This is a genomic window from Nocardioides sp. P5_E3, from assembly GCF_054049275.1.
This window is the reverse complement of record NZ_JBFUMR010000003.1, coordinates 22,020-35,568: the sequence shown is the minus strand read 5'-3', so window position 1 is coordinate 35,568 and position 13,549 is coordinate 22,020. Positions and strand designations below refer to the sequence as shown.

12 protein-coding genes are annotated in these 13,549 nt (G+C 70.3%); 9 read left to right on the top strand and 3 right to left on the bottom strand.

The window, feature by feature from the left end; translation table 11 throughout:
• The first annotated feature begins 87 nt into the window (after positions 1–87).
• The 4 genes from ACXJKB_RS02155 to ACXJKB_RS02140 all read left to right on the top strand — a co-directional run bounded on the left by ACXJKB_RS02155 (position 88) and on the right by ACXJKB_RS02140 (position 6,208).
• Positions 88–1,416, top strand: coding sequence for an alpha/beta fold hydrolase (locus ACXJKB_RS02155; protein ID WP_457184972.1), 1,329 nt, complete (start codon positions 88–90; stop codon positions 1,414–1,416).
• Between the two features lie 106 nt (positions 1,417–1,522).
• Positions 1,523–3,049 carry an MFS transporter gene (locus tag ACXJKB_RS02150; protein ID WP_457184970.1) on the top strand — a complete coding sequence of 509 codons (1,527 nt, stop codon included), beginning with the start codon at positions 1,523–1,525 and terminating at the stop codon, positions 3,047–3,049.
• A 400-nt stretch (positions 3,050–3,449) separates the two neighbouring features.
• Complete coding sequence (locus ACXJKB_RS02145; RefSeq protein WP_457184968.1) at positions 3,450–4,895, top strand: MFS transporter; 1,446 nt, start codon at positions 3,450–3,452, stop codon at positions 4,893–4,895.
• A complete protein-coding gene (locus ACXJKB_RS02140; protein ID WP_457184966.1) occupies positions 4,895–6,208 on the top strand; it encodes a DJ-1/PfpI family protein in 1,314 nt (437 codons plus the stop codon). Before ACXJKB_RS02145 ends, ACXJKB_RS02140 begins: the two co-directional genes overlap by 1 nt.
• A 278-nt stretch (positions 6,209–6,486) precedes the next feature.
• On the opposite strand, the gene ACXJKB_RS02135 is transcribed toward ACXJKB_RS02140, so the two are convergent.
• On the bottom strand, positions 6,487–7,485 hold the full coding sequence (locus ACXJKB_RS02135; protein WP_457185265.1) for a GlxA family transcriptional regulator: 999 nt from the start codon (positions 7,483–7,485) through the stop codon (positions 6,487–6,489).
• 278 nt (positions 7,486–7,763) lie between these two features.
• Here ACXJKB_RS02135 and ACXJKB_RS02130 point away from each other — a divergent pair, with 278 nt between their 5' ends.
• The 5 genes from ACXJKB_RS02130 to ACXJKB_RS02110 all read left to right on the top strand — a co-directional run bounded on the left by ACXJKB_RS02130 (position 7,764) and on the right by ACXJKB_RS02110 (position 11,340).
• A complete protein-coding gene (locus ACXJKB_RS02130; protein ID WP_457184964.1) occupies positions 7,764–9,140 on the top strand; it encodes a M23 family metallopeptidase in 1,377 nt (458 codons plus the stop codon).
• Complete coding sequence (locus ACXJKB_RS02125) at positions 9,137–9,961, top strand: alpha/beta fold hydrolase (RefSeq protein ID WP_457184962.1); 825 nt, start codon at positions 9,137–9,139, stop codon at positions 9,959–9,961. The genes ACXJKB_RS02130 and ACXJKB_RS02125 overlap by 4 nt, the downstream gene beginning before the upstream one ends.
• Before the next feature lie 97 nt (positions 9,962–10,058).
• On the top strand, positions 10,059–10,625 hold the full coding sequence (locus ACXJKB_RS02120; RefSeq protein ID WP_457184960.1) for a hypothetical protein: 567 nt from the start codon (positions 10,059–10,061) through the stop codon (positions 10,623–10,625).
• The gene (locus ACXJKB_RS02115) at positions 10,625–10,912 is read left to right on the top strand and encodes a transcriptional regulator (RefSeq protein WP_457184958.1); all 288 of its coding nucleotides are present in this window, start codon (positions 10,625–10,627) and stop codon (positions 10,910–10,912) included. Before ACXJKB_RS02120 ends, ACXJKB_RS02115 begins: the two co-directional genes overlap by 1 nt.
• A 59-nt stretch (positions 10,913–10,971) precedes the next feature.
• Positions 10,972–11,340 carry a serine hydrolase gene (locus ACXJKB_RS02110; RefSeq protein ID WP_457184956.1) on the top strand — a complete coding sequence of 123 codons (369 nt, stop codon included), beginning with the start codon at positions 10,972–10,974 and terminating at the stop codon, positions 11,338–11,340.
• Positions 11,341–11,549: 209 nt separating this feature from the next.
• On the opposite strand, the gene ACXJKB_RS02105 is transcribed toward ACXJKB_RS02110, so the two are convergent.
• Together ACXJKB_RS02105 and ACXJKB_RS02100 are read right to left on the bottom strand one after the other, a co-directional pair.
• Positions 11,550–12,218: a response regulator gene (locus ACXJKB_RS02105; protein ID WP_457184954.1), complete on the bottom strand. Its 669-nt coding sequence runs from the start codon at positions 12,216–12,218 to the stop codon at positions 11,550–11,552.
• Positions 12,206–13,441, bottom strand: a complete 1,236-nt coding sequence (locus ACXJKB_RS02100; protein ID WP_457184952.1) for a sensor histidine kinase — start codon at positions 13,439–13,441, stop codon at positions 12,206–12,208. Before ACXJKB_RS02100 ends, ACXJKB_RS02105 begins: the two co-directional genes overlap by 13 nt.
• Between the last annotated feature and the right edge of the window lie 108 nt (positions 13,442–13,549).

Below are 13,549 nucleotides of genomic sequence, written 5' to 3'. Positions count from 1 at the left end.
CATCCCGGCCATCTGACCGGGGCGATGAAGCCGTGCTCGCGCCCACTCTCAGCAGTACCCACCCACTGCTGCGAGAGCGAGCACCTCATGAGCACCACCGACACGTCACCAACCAAGCGGTCCTCGACATCCGTCGTGGTCATCTCCCTGGCCGTCGGAATGGTCACAGCTGCCGTCCTCACGATGGTGGTGTTCCCGGGGGCCACCGAAGGAGTGAGCACTGGCGCAGTCCTGCTTGGCTTCGCCCTGGGTTGGGGAACGCTGCGCGCCCTGTCGGCCAAGACAGAACGGCCCCAGCCGTGGGCTGCAGTCCCGGCCGCCGCCATGGCGGCCACGGGCCTTGCCCTCATCGCGTTCGACCCGTCGGATCACACCCTCGGGGTCCTCACGTGGGTGTGGCCGCCGCTCGCGCTCGCCCTCACCGTATGGACGTACCTGCACATGCGCCGCGACATGGCGGGCGCCGGCCGATGGCTGGTATCCGCGACGTTGCTCGTGTTCGCGGCCACCGCTATCGGCGCCGGAGCGCGCCAAGTCAGCACCGAACCGTTCGCGGACGCCAACCCCATCCCGGGCGCGACGTTCTCGGTGAACGGTCATGACCTCCACATCGACTGCCGCGGCCAAGGCAGCCCCACGGTCGTCCTGTTCAACGGCCTCGGGGAGTTCTCGGCCTCGTGGGCCCGCATCGTCGACGGCACAGCCCCCGCCACACGTGTCTGTGCCTACGACCGGCCAGGCCAGGGCTGGAGCGACGACCTCGCCGAGCCGCAGGAGGGAGCTGCGGCCACCGAGGACCTCCACGCCCTGCTCGGGGCCGCCGGCGAGACCGGCCCCTTCGTCCTCGTCGGGCACTCCATCGGCGGCCCGTACGCCCTCACGTACGCCCACCAGTACCCCGACGAGGTGGCCGGGCTGGTGCTGCTCGACAGCACCAGCCCCCACCAGTTCGACGCCATCGCGAGCTATCCGCGCACCTACTCCATGATGCGTCGCGCGTACGGCCTCATGCCGACCCTGGCACGGCTCGGTCTCGGGACCTTGCTCGAAGGGTCGCACCTGCCCGCCGGTGCGGCCCGCCCGGTCGACGACATGAACACCTCCCCGCGTGCCGGTCGGAACGGCCGCGACGAGGTGTCGATGCTGCCCGAGGTGTTCCGGCAGGCTCAACGGCTCACCACTCTCGGGGACCGTCCCCTCGTCGTGCTGACCAGCAGCGCAACGGAACACGACACCGGCGGCTGGACGGCAGCCCAGACCGACCTCGCGGCCCTGTCCAGCGACGTCGTTCACAGCGTCGTCGACGCCAGCCACCAAGGCATGGTCGAGGACCCCGCTGGCGCCGCTGCCTCCATCGAGGCCATCACCTCAGTCGTCCGAGCCGTCCGCAACGACACCCCGCTGGCAGCCCCCTGACCGCGCGCGCACCCTGCGCGCCCAGGACAGACCAGACCAGCATCCGCGCCCGTCACGCACACGCACCGCCCACCCGCCCATCACCCACGCCCTGCAGGAGCAGCACATGTCCGAGACATCCGCACACCACGGCTCACCCCACGGCGCAGCGCAGGCTGCGCCCCACGACCCCCACCAGACCGCGCCGCACGCCGCGCCACACGCCGTCCCGCACAGCCCTGACACCGAGGACGGCCCGCGCCGACCCTGGACGGTGCTGGCCGTCGCACTGGCCGCGCAGATCCTCGTGGTGCTCGACATCTCGGTCGTCAACACCGCCCTCCCCACCATCGGGCGCGACCTCAACATCGGCGGAGGCAACCTCCAGTGGCTCGTCACGGCCTACGTGATGATGTCCGGCGGCGGCCTGCTCCTCGGCGGCCGCATCTCTGACCTGCTGTCGCGCCGCGGCGTGTTTCTCACGGGCCTCGCCCTCTTCACGGCCGCGTCCATCGTCAGCGGTTTCGCCGGCTCGACCGGTGAGCTCGTCGCCGCGCGGGCCGTCCAAGGTCTCAGCGCGGCTCTCCTCACCCCGGCCGCGCTGTCCCTCATCACCACCACGTATGCCGKAGCGCAGCGTCGGACCGCGCTCGCCATGTGGGGGGCCGTCGGCAGCCTCGGTGTCGCCGCAGGCGTCCTGCTCGGCGGGGCCGTGACGACCTGGACGAGCTGGCAGTTCATCTTCTGGATCAACGGACCCATCGGCGCCCTGGCCCTGCTCGTCGGCAGCCGCACCATCGCCAAGGAGAAGGTCGCCCGCCCCCGACTCACCGACCTCGACCTCCCCGGCGCGGCCGCCGTCATCGGCGGGCTCGTAGCCCTGACCTACGCCCTTGGTGCGACCGCCACGCACGGTTGGTGGTCGGCCCACACCGTCGTCGCGATGGCCGTCTCAGCCGTCCTGCTGATGGCGTTCCTGACCATCGAGCGACGCGCCGCCAAGCCGCTGTTCCCGCCGCACGTGTGGAAGCTCGACGCCCTCGTGTCAGGCACCACCGTGATGCTCGGCATCACCGGGCTCCTCGTCGGCGCCGTGTTCCTTACCTCGATCTTCGTCCAGACCGTGCTCGGCTACTCGGCCATGGAGACCGGCGTCGCGTTCCTGCCCTTCGCGCTCGCCATCACCGCCGGCACCGTCGTCGCCCGTCACCTGCTCGCCCACGTCGCGCCGCGCCTCATCGCCGCCACCGGTCTCGCGGTGACCGGCGCAGCCGCCGTGCTGCTGTCGGCCGCCGGCCCCGACGCCGCCTACGCCGCCGACCTGCTCCCCGGCCTCGTCGTCATGGGCGTCGGCGTCGGCATGGTCTTCGTCCCGGTGTCCGTGACGTCCATGGCCGGCATCCCCTCCTCGCACGCCGGCGTGGCATCAGGCTTCCTCATGACCGGACACGAGGTGGGAGCCGCGCTCGGCGTGGCCGTCCTCTCCGCAGTGGCCAGCACGGCCGGGTCGCTCGCGACTCTCGACGGAGCCGCCGCCGCGTTCAGCCGCGGCTTCACCTGCGCCGCCGTCATCTCGATGGTCGTCGCTGCGTACGCCCTGTGGCGGATGCCCGCACAGCGCGTCACCGGCGCCATCGGCCACATGCACCACTGAACGTGTCGCGGACCCGGCCAACCCGGGCCAACCCGGCAGAACCCGGCCATTCGACCGGTTCGAGGAAGCCGGGTCCGCGACACCGTGAAGGCATCAACCCACCCACCACGACACATCAGGACCAGGCGGCGAGAACCATGGACAGCAGCTTCCGGACCGCGAGGACCGCGACAGCCACTACGGCCAGGACCACCACGATGACTGCCACCGCAGCCATCCGAAGCATCTCGAGCGCGTCGGCGATGGCCGGGCGGCCGGCCGCCGGTGCACGGCACGACCTGTGCTGGTGCGGACAGGACGTGGACGTCGTCCGAGGCAGCCACTGCCCCGGTGCGGCACGATGCGCGTGGCGCGGGTCGGCGCCGACCTGTCCCGCCTCGCGGCGTGAGACGTGACATTCATGAACACCACGACCCTCCGCCCCAAGGCATCCGCCGCCCCCGCCGAGCCTGGCGACCGGTTCCTGGACCGTCAGCGGCGTCCGCTGGTGTTGGCGCTGCTCGTGTCGGCCCAGTTCCTGGTCATGCTCGACACCTCGATCGTCAACGTCGCGCTGCCGTCCATCCAGTCCGAGCTCGGGTTCTCCCCGGCCGCGGTGACGTGGGTGGTGAACGCCTACGTGCTCTCCTTCGCAGGTCTGCTCCTCCTCGCCGGGCGCGCGTCCGACCTCTTCGGACGCCGTCGCCTCTTCACCAGCGGCGCCGGTCTCTTCACCCTCGGGACACTGCTCGCCGCACTGGCGACCGGCCCCGCCATGCTGATCGGCGGCCGCGTCGTGCAAGGCGTCGGCGCAGCCGCCCTCAGCCCGGCCGCCATGTCCCTCCTGCTGGCCACGTTCCCCGCAGCACAGCGCGCCCGAGCGATGGGCGCCTGGGGCGCCGCCTCCACCCTCGGCGGTGCGACCGGCGTCGTCACCGGCGGCCTCCTCGCCGGCAGCGTCGGCTGGCGGTCGGTGTTCCTCGTGACCGTCCCCGTCTCGGTGGCTGCCGTCGCGCTCGCGCGACGCGTGCTCGCACCGGACACGACCACCGCGCGACGCTCCCTCGACTGGGTCGGCGCGACCCTCGCCACCGGCGCCGTCATCACCTTCGTGCACGGCGCCGTGGACGCCGGCGACCACACCTGGACCTCACCACGCGTCCTCAGTCTGCTGGCCGCAGCCGTCGTCCTCGCTGCGGCGTTCGTCGTCGTCGAGCGCAAGGTCAGTGACCCTCTCGTCCCGCTCGAGGTGGTCGGCTCCGCCACGGCTCGCCGCGGCGTGGTCCTGGCGGTACTTGGCGGGTCTACTCGGGGGTCGACCTTCGTCCTCGTCGCCCTGTACTTCCAACAGGCCCTCGCCATGTCGCCCCAGCAGGCAGGCATCGCCATGGTTCCCACCTCGCTCGCCGGGTTCGCCGTCTCCCTCGGCGTCCTGCCTCGAGCGCTGAAGACCTTCGGGCCGCTACGAACCCTCATACTCGGCCTGGTCCTCCTCGCCGGCGGACAGCTGTGGCTCGCCTACTCGCCCCAAGACCTTGGCTACGTGCTCGCGGTCCTGCCCGGCCTGCTCCTCGTCGCGACCGGAGTCGCTCTCAGCTTCACCCCGACCACGATGGTGCTCGCCACGGCCGTTCCGGCCGCCCACACCGGCCTGGCCTCCGGCCTCGCCTCAGCGTCCATGCAGGTCGGCGGTGCCCTCGGCACCGCCGCGTTCATCGTCGTCGGCGCATCCGCCGGTCGACAGGCCACGGGAGTCCTCGACGGTTCAGGTTTCACCACAGCGTTCACCGCAGCCGCCGTCGTCGCGCTCGCCACCGCCGCCCTCGGGTGGCGCGCCACCATCGGCCACGCGAAGGGCGTGCTGTGATGCGCGCCCGACAGATCGGTGCCGCGACGCTCCGCGCGGCCGTGTTCGCTGGCCTCGCAGCCGTTACCGTGGGCGGCCTCGGCCTGGTGGGAGCCCGGGTCACCGCCTCCCAAGGCGAGCTCGCCTACACCCCGCAACACGCCACCCCAGCAGCAGACGCGGCCACTGCAGCGGACAGGTCACCGAGGCCAGGTACGTTCGTTGTTGCCGTCGTCCTCGGGACCTCCGCGACGGTCGCGACCGACGCGATGGGGCCGTACGAGGTGTTCGCACGCTCGTCGCGGTTCTCGGTCTACACCGTCGCTTCCGACGCCGGACCCGCTCCCGTCCAAGGAGCGCCGGCGATTGTGCCTGACCACACGTTCGCCGACGTCGCCACCCACCCCGAGCTCACACCCGACGTCGTCGTCGTGCCGGCCGTCGACGACCCCGCCGGTGCCGTCGAGGAGGCCACCCGCGACTGGGTCGTGCAGCAGCACGCGGAGGGCGCGCGTGTCCTCAGCGTGTGCGCCGGCGCGCTGCTCATGGCCGAAACCGGACTCCTCGACGGTCGTACCGCCACCAGCCACTGGTCGCGACTGTCCGCCCTCCGCACCGCTCACGCCGAGACACGCTGGGTGGCCGGCGAACGGTTCGTTCGCGACGACACCATCACCACCACCGCCGGCATCACCTCCGGCATCCCGGGTGCCCTCTCCGTCATGAAAGACCTCGCAGGAGTTCAGGAGGCCCGCAACATCGGCGCGCAGGTGGGCTTCCCCGGCTGGGCCCCCACCGCGTCCACCGCCATCCCCGTGCAGTCCTGGGCGCCCGGCGACTGGCCCTTCATCCTGAACACCCTTCTGCCGTGGGGACGCCCCACCATCGCCATCACGCTCCACGACGGCGACGGTGAGATCGACACTGCGAGCCTGTTCGAGGTCTACGCCAACTCCGCCGCAGCGCGGACCGTCGCCCTCAGCTCAACCGGCATGGTTCACACCGCGCACGGGCTGACGCTCCTGACGCTCACCGAGGCAGAAGCCCCCCACATCGACACCCGACTGCGACCGGGCGTGGAGGGCACCAGCGGGCGAGCCGGCTTCGACGGCGCCCTCGAGTACCTGGCGAGCACCACCGGGGAAACCAACGCACACTCGGCAGCAAAGATGATCGACTACCCCACATACGCCCTCGCTCTCGGCTCCGACAGCGGGTCGCCGCGCACGCTGCTGCTCGCCGCGGCCGCAGTCCTCCTCGCGCTCCTCGTGGGCTTGACGCCGAGCCGCGTGAGGCGCTTGAGACGTCGGCGCGCACCAGCGACACCAGCCTGACCGTGCCGCGCCGGCGCGGAGAACCACCGGTTCGACTCCCGTGCAGCCCCACCGCCTCAGCGCCGGACCGGCGCGATCACCCAGGGCGGTCGTTCGTGACCCCGAGACATGGCGCCAAATCGCGCAGACACGAGCGGACGCTCTCCCACTCAACGATGCCAGAAGGATCGGCAGTTGTCGCCGACATCGATTCAGTAGCGCGACGCCACTGGAGCGCATGGTGTTCGGGGCCGCCGCTCGCAGGACACAGCAGGCCGCGTGTTGACAAAAGCAGCTCGTCAGACCCGCGATGGGTCGAGATGACCCGCCTCGGGAACGACATCCCCTCGAAAGCGATGGCGATGGTCCCCCGGGGTGGTGCTCAGTCGCCTCCGAAAGCTTCGGTGCATGGTCTCAGGCGTACCGAACCCGCAGGTAGTGGCCACCTGTTGCACGGTGCGTTCCGTCGTCTCGAGGAGCCGGCAGGCTGACTCGAGGCGGACGGCTTCGACGTAGCTTGCCGCCGTGACGCCGACCTCGGACTTGAACACCCGGGAGAACTGCCGTTCCGACAGATTGGTCCGACGAGCCAGCGTGGCCACCGACAGGTCCTCGGTGAGGTGGTCGCGAAGCCAGGCGAGCAGGTCCCGCACGGGTTCGGTGTCGGCGGCCTGACCAGCGAGGACGGCGGAGAACTGCGCTTGCCCGCCGGAGCGTCGCAGGTACACGACCAGCTGCCGCGCCACGGTGGCCGCAGCGTCGTTCCCGTGGTCGTCGGCGACGAGCGCCAGGGCCAGATCGATGCCGGCGGTGACGCCCGCGGAGGTCCAGACGTTGCCGTCGTGCACGTAGATCGCGTCAGCGTCGACGGTGACGGCGTCGTAGCGGTCGTTGAGCTGCTCGCATTCGGCCCAGTGCGTGGTGGCGCGTCGTCCTTCCAGCAGCCCGGCCGCGGCGAGGACGAAGGCGCCGGAGCACACGGAGGTGACCCGGCGGGCGTCGGCGGCGAGACGCCGCACATGCTGGAGGAGCACCGGGTCGGCGCACGCGGCGTCCATGTCGGCGCCCCCAGCGACCATCAGCGTGTCAACGGGGCCGGTGATGTAGACGATCGAGGAGGACGCGAACTCGAGGCCGCAGCTGGCCCTGACGGGCCCGCCGGCGGACGACACGACGTCGGTCCGGTACTGCACGGTCGGAAGAAACCGCGACGCGCTGGAGAACACCTCCAGGGGTCCGGTGACGTCCAGGATCTGAGCCTTGTCGAAGGTCGCGATGACGACCCGCGACTCATTCATCTGTGTTCCATCGCTCCACAGTAGGCCCAACCGGTGGCAGAGATCGTCACAGTTGTGTCCTTGTGCCCTGTGGGGGTGGGGCGCAGTCTGAAGGTGTTGATGAGGACGCCTCGTTTGCCGGGCTCGGGAACCCAGTCGCGCAAGCCCGATGCCCTTGGCCTGAGGACATCCCAGAGAGCATCCCCGTGACTGACACCGCCGTTCCCCGCATCCGCCTCCCCGAGACACCAGTCGGCGCGCCACCCCGCCGTGGCCCCTCGTCATGGGGCGCGCGGAGGGTGCTGCTCGTCGCTCTGGCCGGTGCAGTGCTCGTCGCCGCCCTGGCGGGCTTGGGGCCTGACGCGCTCGTCGCGTTCGGTGTGCTGCTCGCGTTCAGCGCGGACATCCACGAGGAGGACTCCGGGCGGGCAGTTGTGGCGACGCCGCGCAACATCGCGGTCACAGCTGTCATGGGGGCGGTTTTCACCTGGTTCTGGGTGGAGCGTCTGGCTCTCTCCGACCTGGGACTGCTCGTGGTCGGTGCGGCGCTCATTGCCATGCCGCTCGCCCTGCAGGAAGCCCCGGCCGGCCCGGCCAGGAGGCGGGCCGTGTGGGTCACCAGGCGCAACCTGGTGCTGGCTGTCTCCGGTGCGGTCATCTTCGTGTACTTGTACTTTGCGTACGGCGAGAACTTCAACATGCTGGTGGCGACGAGCGTGGTGCTGCCGCTCGTCCTCGCCGCGTCGCGGGCGTGGCGGGCACGTCGCGGCGAGCTCGAGCTCGGGCTGCTGCACCATCCGCAGCGGCGCGAGATGCGAGCCCACCTCGTCCAGCTCGTCAACATCTGGGTGTACTGCGTCCTGCTGGCCGGGGTGGTGGCTGCTGGCGGCACGCACTTCGCCCGAACCTGGTTCTCTCTCGACGACGGCCAGATGGGCCTCCTGCTGGCCGTCTTCGCGCTCGGTCTCGTTCTCTTGGCGGCGTTGGCGCTGGTGCCCCGAAGGCGCGTCTACCTGGCCACGAACGTGCTCGTAGCGGCCTTCTCAGCGTTCCTGGCCGTCCAGCTGGTCCACATCTCCGTCCCGGCCATCGAACCGGTCGCACTCGGCTCACCACTGACTGGCGAATGGCTCGTGCTCAACGGCGGTCACAGCTCGCTGCTCAACGGTCACTCCCCGAACGAGAGCAACGCCTTGGACTTCGTCCGGCTGGGCGCGAACGGAAGAACGCACACCGGCGGCGCCCAGGCTGAGCTGAGCGACTACGCCGGCTTCGGCTGGCCGGTACTGGCCCCGGCTGCTGGCCAGATCGTCGAAGTCACCGACAACTACCCCGACAACCCGCCAGGCACCAACGGCGACCACGCCAACCACCTCACCATCAACATCGGCGGGGGCCGGTACGTGTCGATGGCACACCTCCAGCAGGGCAGCGTCACCGTGGCAGTAGGCGACGTCGTCCGCCGGGGTCAGGTCGTGGCCGCCGTAGGGAACAACGGACACTCGAACGAACCGCACCTTCACCTGCAGGTGCAAGACTCCCCGGTGGCCGCCGACGCACCCGGGACTGACCCGTTCGTCTTCGACGACGCCTCCATCGTTCGCGGCGGTCCGTGGCCGTGGGGCGACAGCCGAGAGCCCCGCACCGGCGACCTCGTCCGGTGGCCGACACCATGAGCACCAGCCTCCTTCCCGGACTGCGAGCCGGACACGGCAGGGCCGCAGCACTGGTAGCAGGAGGCATCTGCGGGCTCCTCCTGCTGAGCGCGTGCGCCGACTCATCCACCGACCCGCCCGCAGAGTCCGCAGACCTCTACCAAGTCGATGACGAGACGGCGCACCTGGAGTGCCGAGGAGCCGGGTCCCCAACCCTGGTGTTCCTGGGCGGCATGGGCTTCACCACGACGACCTGGGACGAACTACGCGAAGATCTCGGGCCCGAGGTCCGCACCTGTGCGTGGGACTACCCCGGCGTCGGCCACTCCACGGGTGGACAGATGATGACCGCCGCCACCGCCGCGTCCTCTCTTCACGGCACGCTGGACGCCGCGGGGGTGCCTCGACCTGTCATCCTGGTCGGTCACAGCATCGCGGGCCTGACCACCCGGCTCTACGTCGGCGAGCACCCGGATGAGGTGGCCGGCGTCGTGCTCCTCGACCCGACCGTCCCCTCCTTCGCGCGGATGTACGACGACAAGGAGTTCCGACCCGACTGGGACGGAACGATGAGCGCCCGCCAGGCGGAAGCCATCACAGCGTGGCCCGACATCCCGTTCGAGATCTTGCTGCACGACCCGGCCGTCTACGCCGCCGAGGAGGTGTGGAGTGAAGCCGTGGAGGCCCAATGGGGCACCGATGAGGCCTCCTTCGCAACCCTTACGCCTCAAGGCACGGTGAACGTTGTGAAGGACTCGGGCCACAACGTGCACCTGGACGCCCCTGACGTAGCCGTCGCGGCCATACGGCGCGTCGTCGAGACCGCGGCGGCCAAGAACTGACTCCCCCACCCACCACGTCATTGACGCTCGAGCATCCGAACGACGTCCGCTCCCCTAGTACTTGCCAACTCGGAAAGTACCTAGCATAGTTTCCAACATGGAAAGCACGTCACCGCCGCACCACGACCCTGACGACCCCGGGCATGCTTTGGCTGCAGCAGACCGTGCGAGCCACCGCCTCGCGGCTGGTCTGCGGCTGCCCGCGGGGTTCCACCCGGCGTTGGCCGCCGCGATGGCTGTCCAGATCGGGACCGCCGCCTACGGCATCGCCGCTCAGTCGGGCACGGGGCTCGCCGTGGCGCTGGCAGGCGTCATGGTGTTCCTGGGTGTCGCCGCGCTGGCTCTGCACCGCTTCCGGCAGATCAACGGCGTCAGGGTTGACGGTCTGACCAGCCAGGTCGTCCTAGGAACCGGAACCCTCGCCACGGGCATCTACGTGTGCACGTTCGGGGCCGCCACCTGGGCTGCCTTCGAGTCCCAGTGGTGGATCGTCGTTGCAGCGGCCGTCGTGGGAGGAACCGGGTACGCCCTGTCCGCCCGGCAGTGGTGGCGCGCCTACCAGCAGGACCCGGTCGAGCACGCCGGCGGCGTCTCACCGCGGGCGCTCGCTGTCCTCGCGGCAGTCGCCTGCCTCGGGCTCGTCGTCCTGCTCGTCAACAGCTGATGCCGCGTCTCGACCCGCTCATCCACGCACCCGCCCGGCTCCAGGTGGTCACCACGCTCTCGGCCGTGTCCGAAGCAGAGTTCGTCACCCTGCGCACCGCCCTGGACGTGAGCGACTCCGTGCTGTCCAAGCACATCTCCGCACTGGCAGAGGCCGGCTACGTGCGCAGCCGGAAGTCGGTCCACGCCGGCCGGCGCACTACCTGGATCACGTTGACCCCCGCCGGTCGCGCGGCCCTGCGGGCACACGTCGCGGCGCTACGCGAGCTGATCGCCGATGTCGACTGACGTCGCGGCGGAGGCCCTGCGGACGATCCTGAGCCAGCAGATCGCCCGCGTCTCCCACCGTGCCGCCATGGCACCTCGGGGCCATGGCTGGAGCCGGCGCCCCGTGGTCGACCGCCGACGACCTCGAACGCTACCTCCGCGCCCTGGTCATCCCCGGGCCGAGCTCAATGCCGACCGCGTTGGATCTCGTGCAACAGACTCGGGTGACCGCGAACCGATGGGTCCGGGTCGCCTTGGGCTGGCATCTGTCCCCGCTACGGAGCACGGCACACACAGTCATCTGGCACAACGGAGCGACAGCAGGCAGCTACGTCGGCTTCGTGCCCCAGGCGCAGCTCGGCGTGCTGGTCCTGACGAATACCGGTCGGTCGGTCGACGCACTCGGGGTGCGACTCCTCGCCGCGCTCGCCGACGCTGCGCACGCGTGACTCACGCTCCCCTGACCTGGCAACGAGCGGGTGGCACCAGCACAACGCCCCTCTTGACGCTACACAAGGCGTGCGGACCGGCTCTCAGTCGACTGTCGGTGGTCGCCCATGCTGCCGACCAGGTGGTTGATCCCGCTTCGGTCTGACTTAAGGACCGATCGCGCCGTCGACCGGGAGGGAGAGTGCGGCGTGTCCTGGCATGCGGGCGATCACGCCTGAGGGCCAGCCTGCCCGCCGTCGTGCACCAGGATGGCGATCTGCACCCGGTTGCTGAGGTTCAGCTTGCTGAGCACCCGGGACACGTGGGCCTTGACGGTCGCTTCACTCATGAAGAGCATCGACGCGATCTCGGCGTTGGAGGCCCCGGCGCCGACTGCGGTGGCAACCTCGCGTTCTCGATCGCTGAGGCCCTCGAGCTTCTCTGCGGCCGCGTGTCGCCGCTCGGAGGCGACCGAGGGCGCGAAGTGGGACAGCAGGGTGCGCGTCACCGACGGCGAGATGATCGCATCGCCGGCCGCTACGAGGCGGATCGCGGCCAGGATGTCGCCCGGTGGGGTGTCCTTGACCAGGAAGCCGCCGGCGCCTGCGCGTAGCGCGGCCACGACGTGCTCGTCGGCCTGGAACGTGGTCAGCACGATGACCTGGGGTGGCGGGTCGAGAGCACGCAGCGCCGCCGTGGCCGTGATGCCGTCCATGTGCGGCATCCGAATGTCCATCAGGACCACGTCGGGGCGGTGTTGCCGCACGGCGGCGACGGCGGAGGCTCCGTCATCGGTCTCGCCCACCACGTCGATGTCGTCAGCGGAGGACAAGATGAGGCGTAGCCCGGACCGGACCAACGCGTCGTCGTCGACCAACAGCACCCTCACGGTTTCCATGTCAGGTTCGCCTCCACCACGAAGTCTCCGAACCCGTCGGGTCCCAGGTTCAGCGTTCCTCCGGCCAACGCCACTCGTTCCCGCAAGCCCACGAGGCCCGCGCCGGCACCGGGCAGGGTCGACACCGCGCTCGTTCCTACGGGATGCGGGTTGCGGACGCTGATGTGCAGCCCGCGAGATGGCGACCCTGCGACTCGTACCCGACCCGTGGCGCCATGCGCGTGCTTGCGGATGTTGGTCAGCGCCTCTTGGACGATGCGGTAGGCGTCGCGCCCCAACGGTGCGGGCACGCACTCGGCTTGTTCGACATCCATCTGAAAGTCGACGTCCATGCCCGCCGCGCGCGTCTCCTCCACCAGACGCCGGATGTCACCCAACGTCGGCTGCGGAGCCACGCCTTCCGGTTCATGCGCGCCGTCGGTGCGCAGTACGCCGATGACGCTGCGCAGCTCTTCGAGGGCCTGTCGTGCGGTGACGCGAAGAAGTGCCGCCGTTTGTCGAACCTCGCTGGGCGGCAGGTTGGGGTGTACCTCGAGTCCTCCGGCGTGCAGCGCCATCAGCGAGATCCGGTGTGCCAGCACGTCGTGCATCTCGCGGGCGATGCGAGTGCGTTCGGCTACCCGCGCCCTCTCCTCGTTCAGTTCCTTGTCGGCCTCGGCACGCAGCGCGCGTTCTCGCAACGACAGGAGCAGTTGTCGACGGGCTCTGATGAACATCCCCCAGCCGCTCGCCGCGAGCACCAGCGGCATCACGAACGCCAGGACCGCACCGGGGCCGGTGGTCGGGCTGTAGAGGGCGAAGGCAAGCAGCGAGGGGACCCACAACAAACCCACCAGCACGGTCGAACGTGCGGGGCGGTGCACGGCCAGGGACGACAAGGCCAGGAGTCCGGCGGGTGTCGCCGAGCTCGACACCACACCAGCGAGCAGGCACATCAGCGCGACTCCCAGAGGCCACCGCCGCCTCCACCACAGCGCCCCGCAGGCCAGCACGCCGGCGGCGACATCAACGACTATCTGGCCGGTCGTCCAGGGGTCAGGGTTGTCGTGCAGCTCGGGGCTGAGGAACAAGGCACCCAGCGCGGCGGCGAGAACGACCAGCAGGGCGTCGACCGTCCGCTCCCGACCCGCATGTCGCAGAGTCGGGTCAGGCAAGGGCAGTTCGTCGGACGCCGCCGCCGGGGCCCGCACCGCGGCGGTCCATGACGACCGCGACCAGGACACGTCCCCACCGTAGACCTGCCCAGCGGCGCGCAACATCAACGAAAGTCGAGACGCCCATGGCCGAAGGGCGACGGACGGTGGGCGCACTCCTCGCACGTCGGACCAGCG

Coding starts and splice junctions, on each gene's coding strand:
- ACXJKB_RS02105 (WP_457184954.1), bottom strand. CDS start 12,218: ATGGAAACCGTGAGGGTGCTGTTGGTCGACGACGACGCGTTGGTCCGG.
- ACXJKB_RS02115 (WP_457184958.1), top strand. CDS start 10,625: ATGCCGCGTCTCGACCCGCTCATCCACGCACCCGCCCGGCTCCAGGTG.
- ACXJKB_RS02140 (WP_457184966.1), top strand. CDS start 4,895: ATGCGCGCCCGACAGATCGGTGCCGCGACGCTCCGCGCGGCCGTGTTC.
- ACXJKB_RS02145 (WP_457184968.1), top strand. CDS start 3,450: ATGAACACCACGACCCTCCGCCCCAAGGCATCCGCCGCCCCCGCCGAG.
- ACXJKB_RS02125 (WP_457184962.1), top strand. CDS start 9,137: ATGAGCACCAGCCTCCTTCCCGGACTGCGAGCCGGACACGGCAGGGCC.
- ACXJKB_RS02155 (WP_457184972.1), top strand. CDS start 88: ATGAGCACCACCGACACGTCACCAACCAAGCGGTCCTCGACATCCGTC.
- ACXJKB_RS02120 (WP_457184960.1), top strand. CDS start 10,059: ATGGAAAGCACGTCACCGCCGCACCACGACCCTGACGACCCCGGGCAT.
- ACXJKB_RS02135 (WP_457185265.1), bottom strand. CDS start 7,485: ATGAATGAGTCGCGGGTCGTCATCGCGACCTTCGACAAGGCTCAGATC.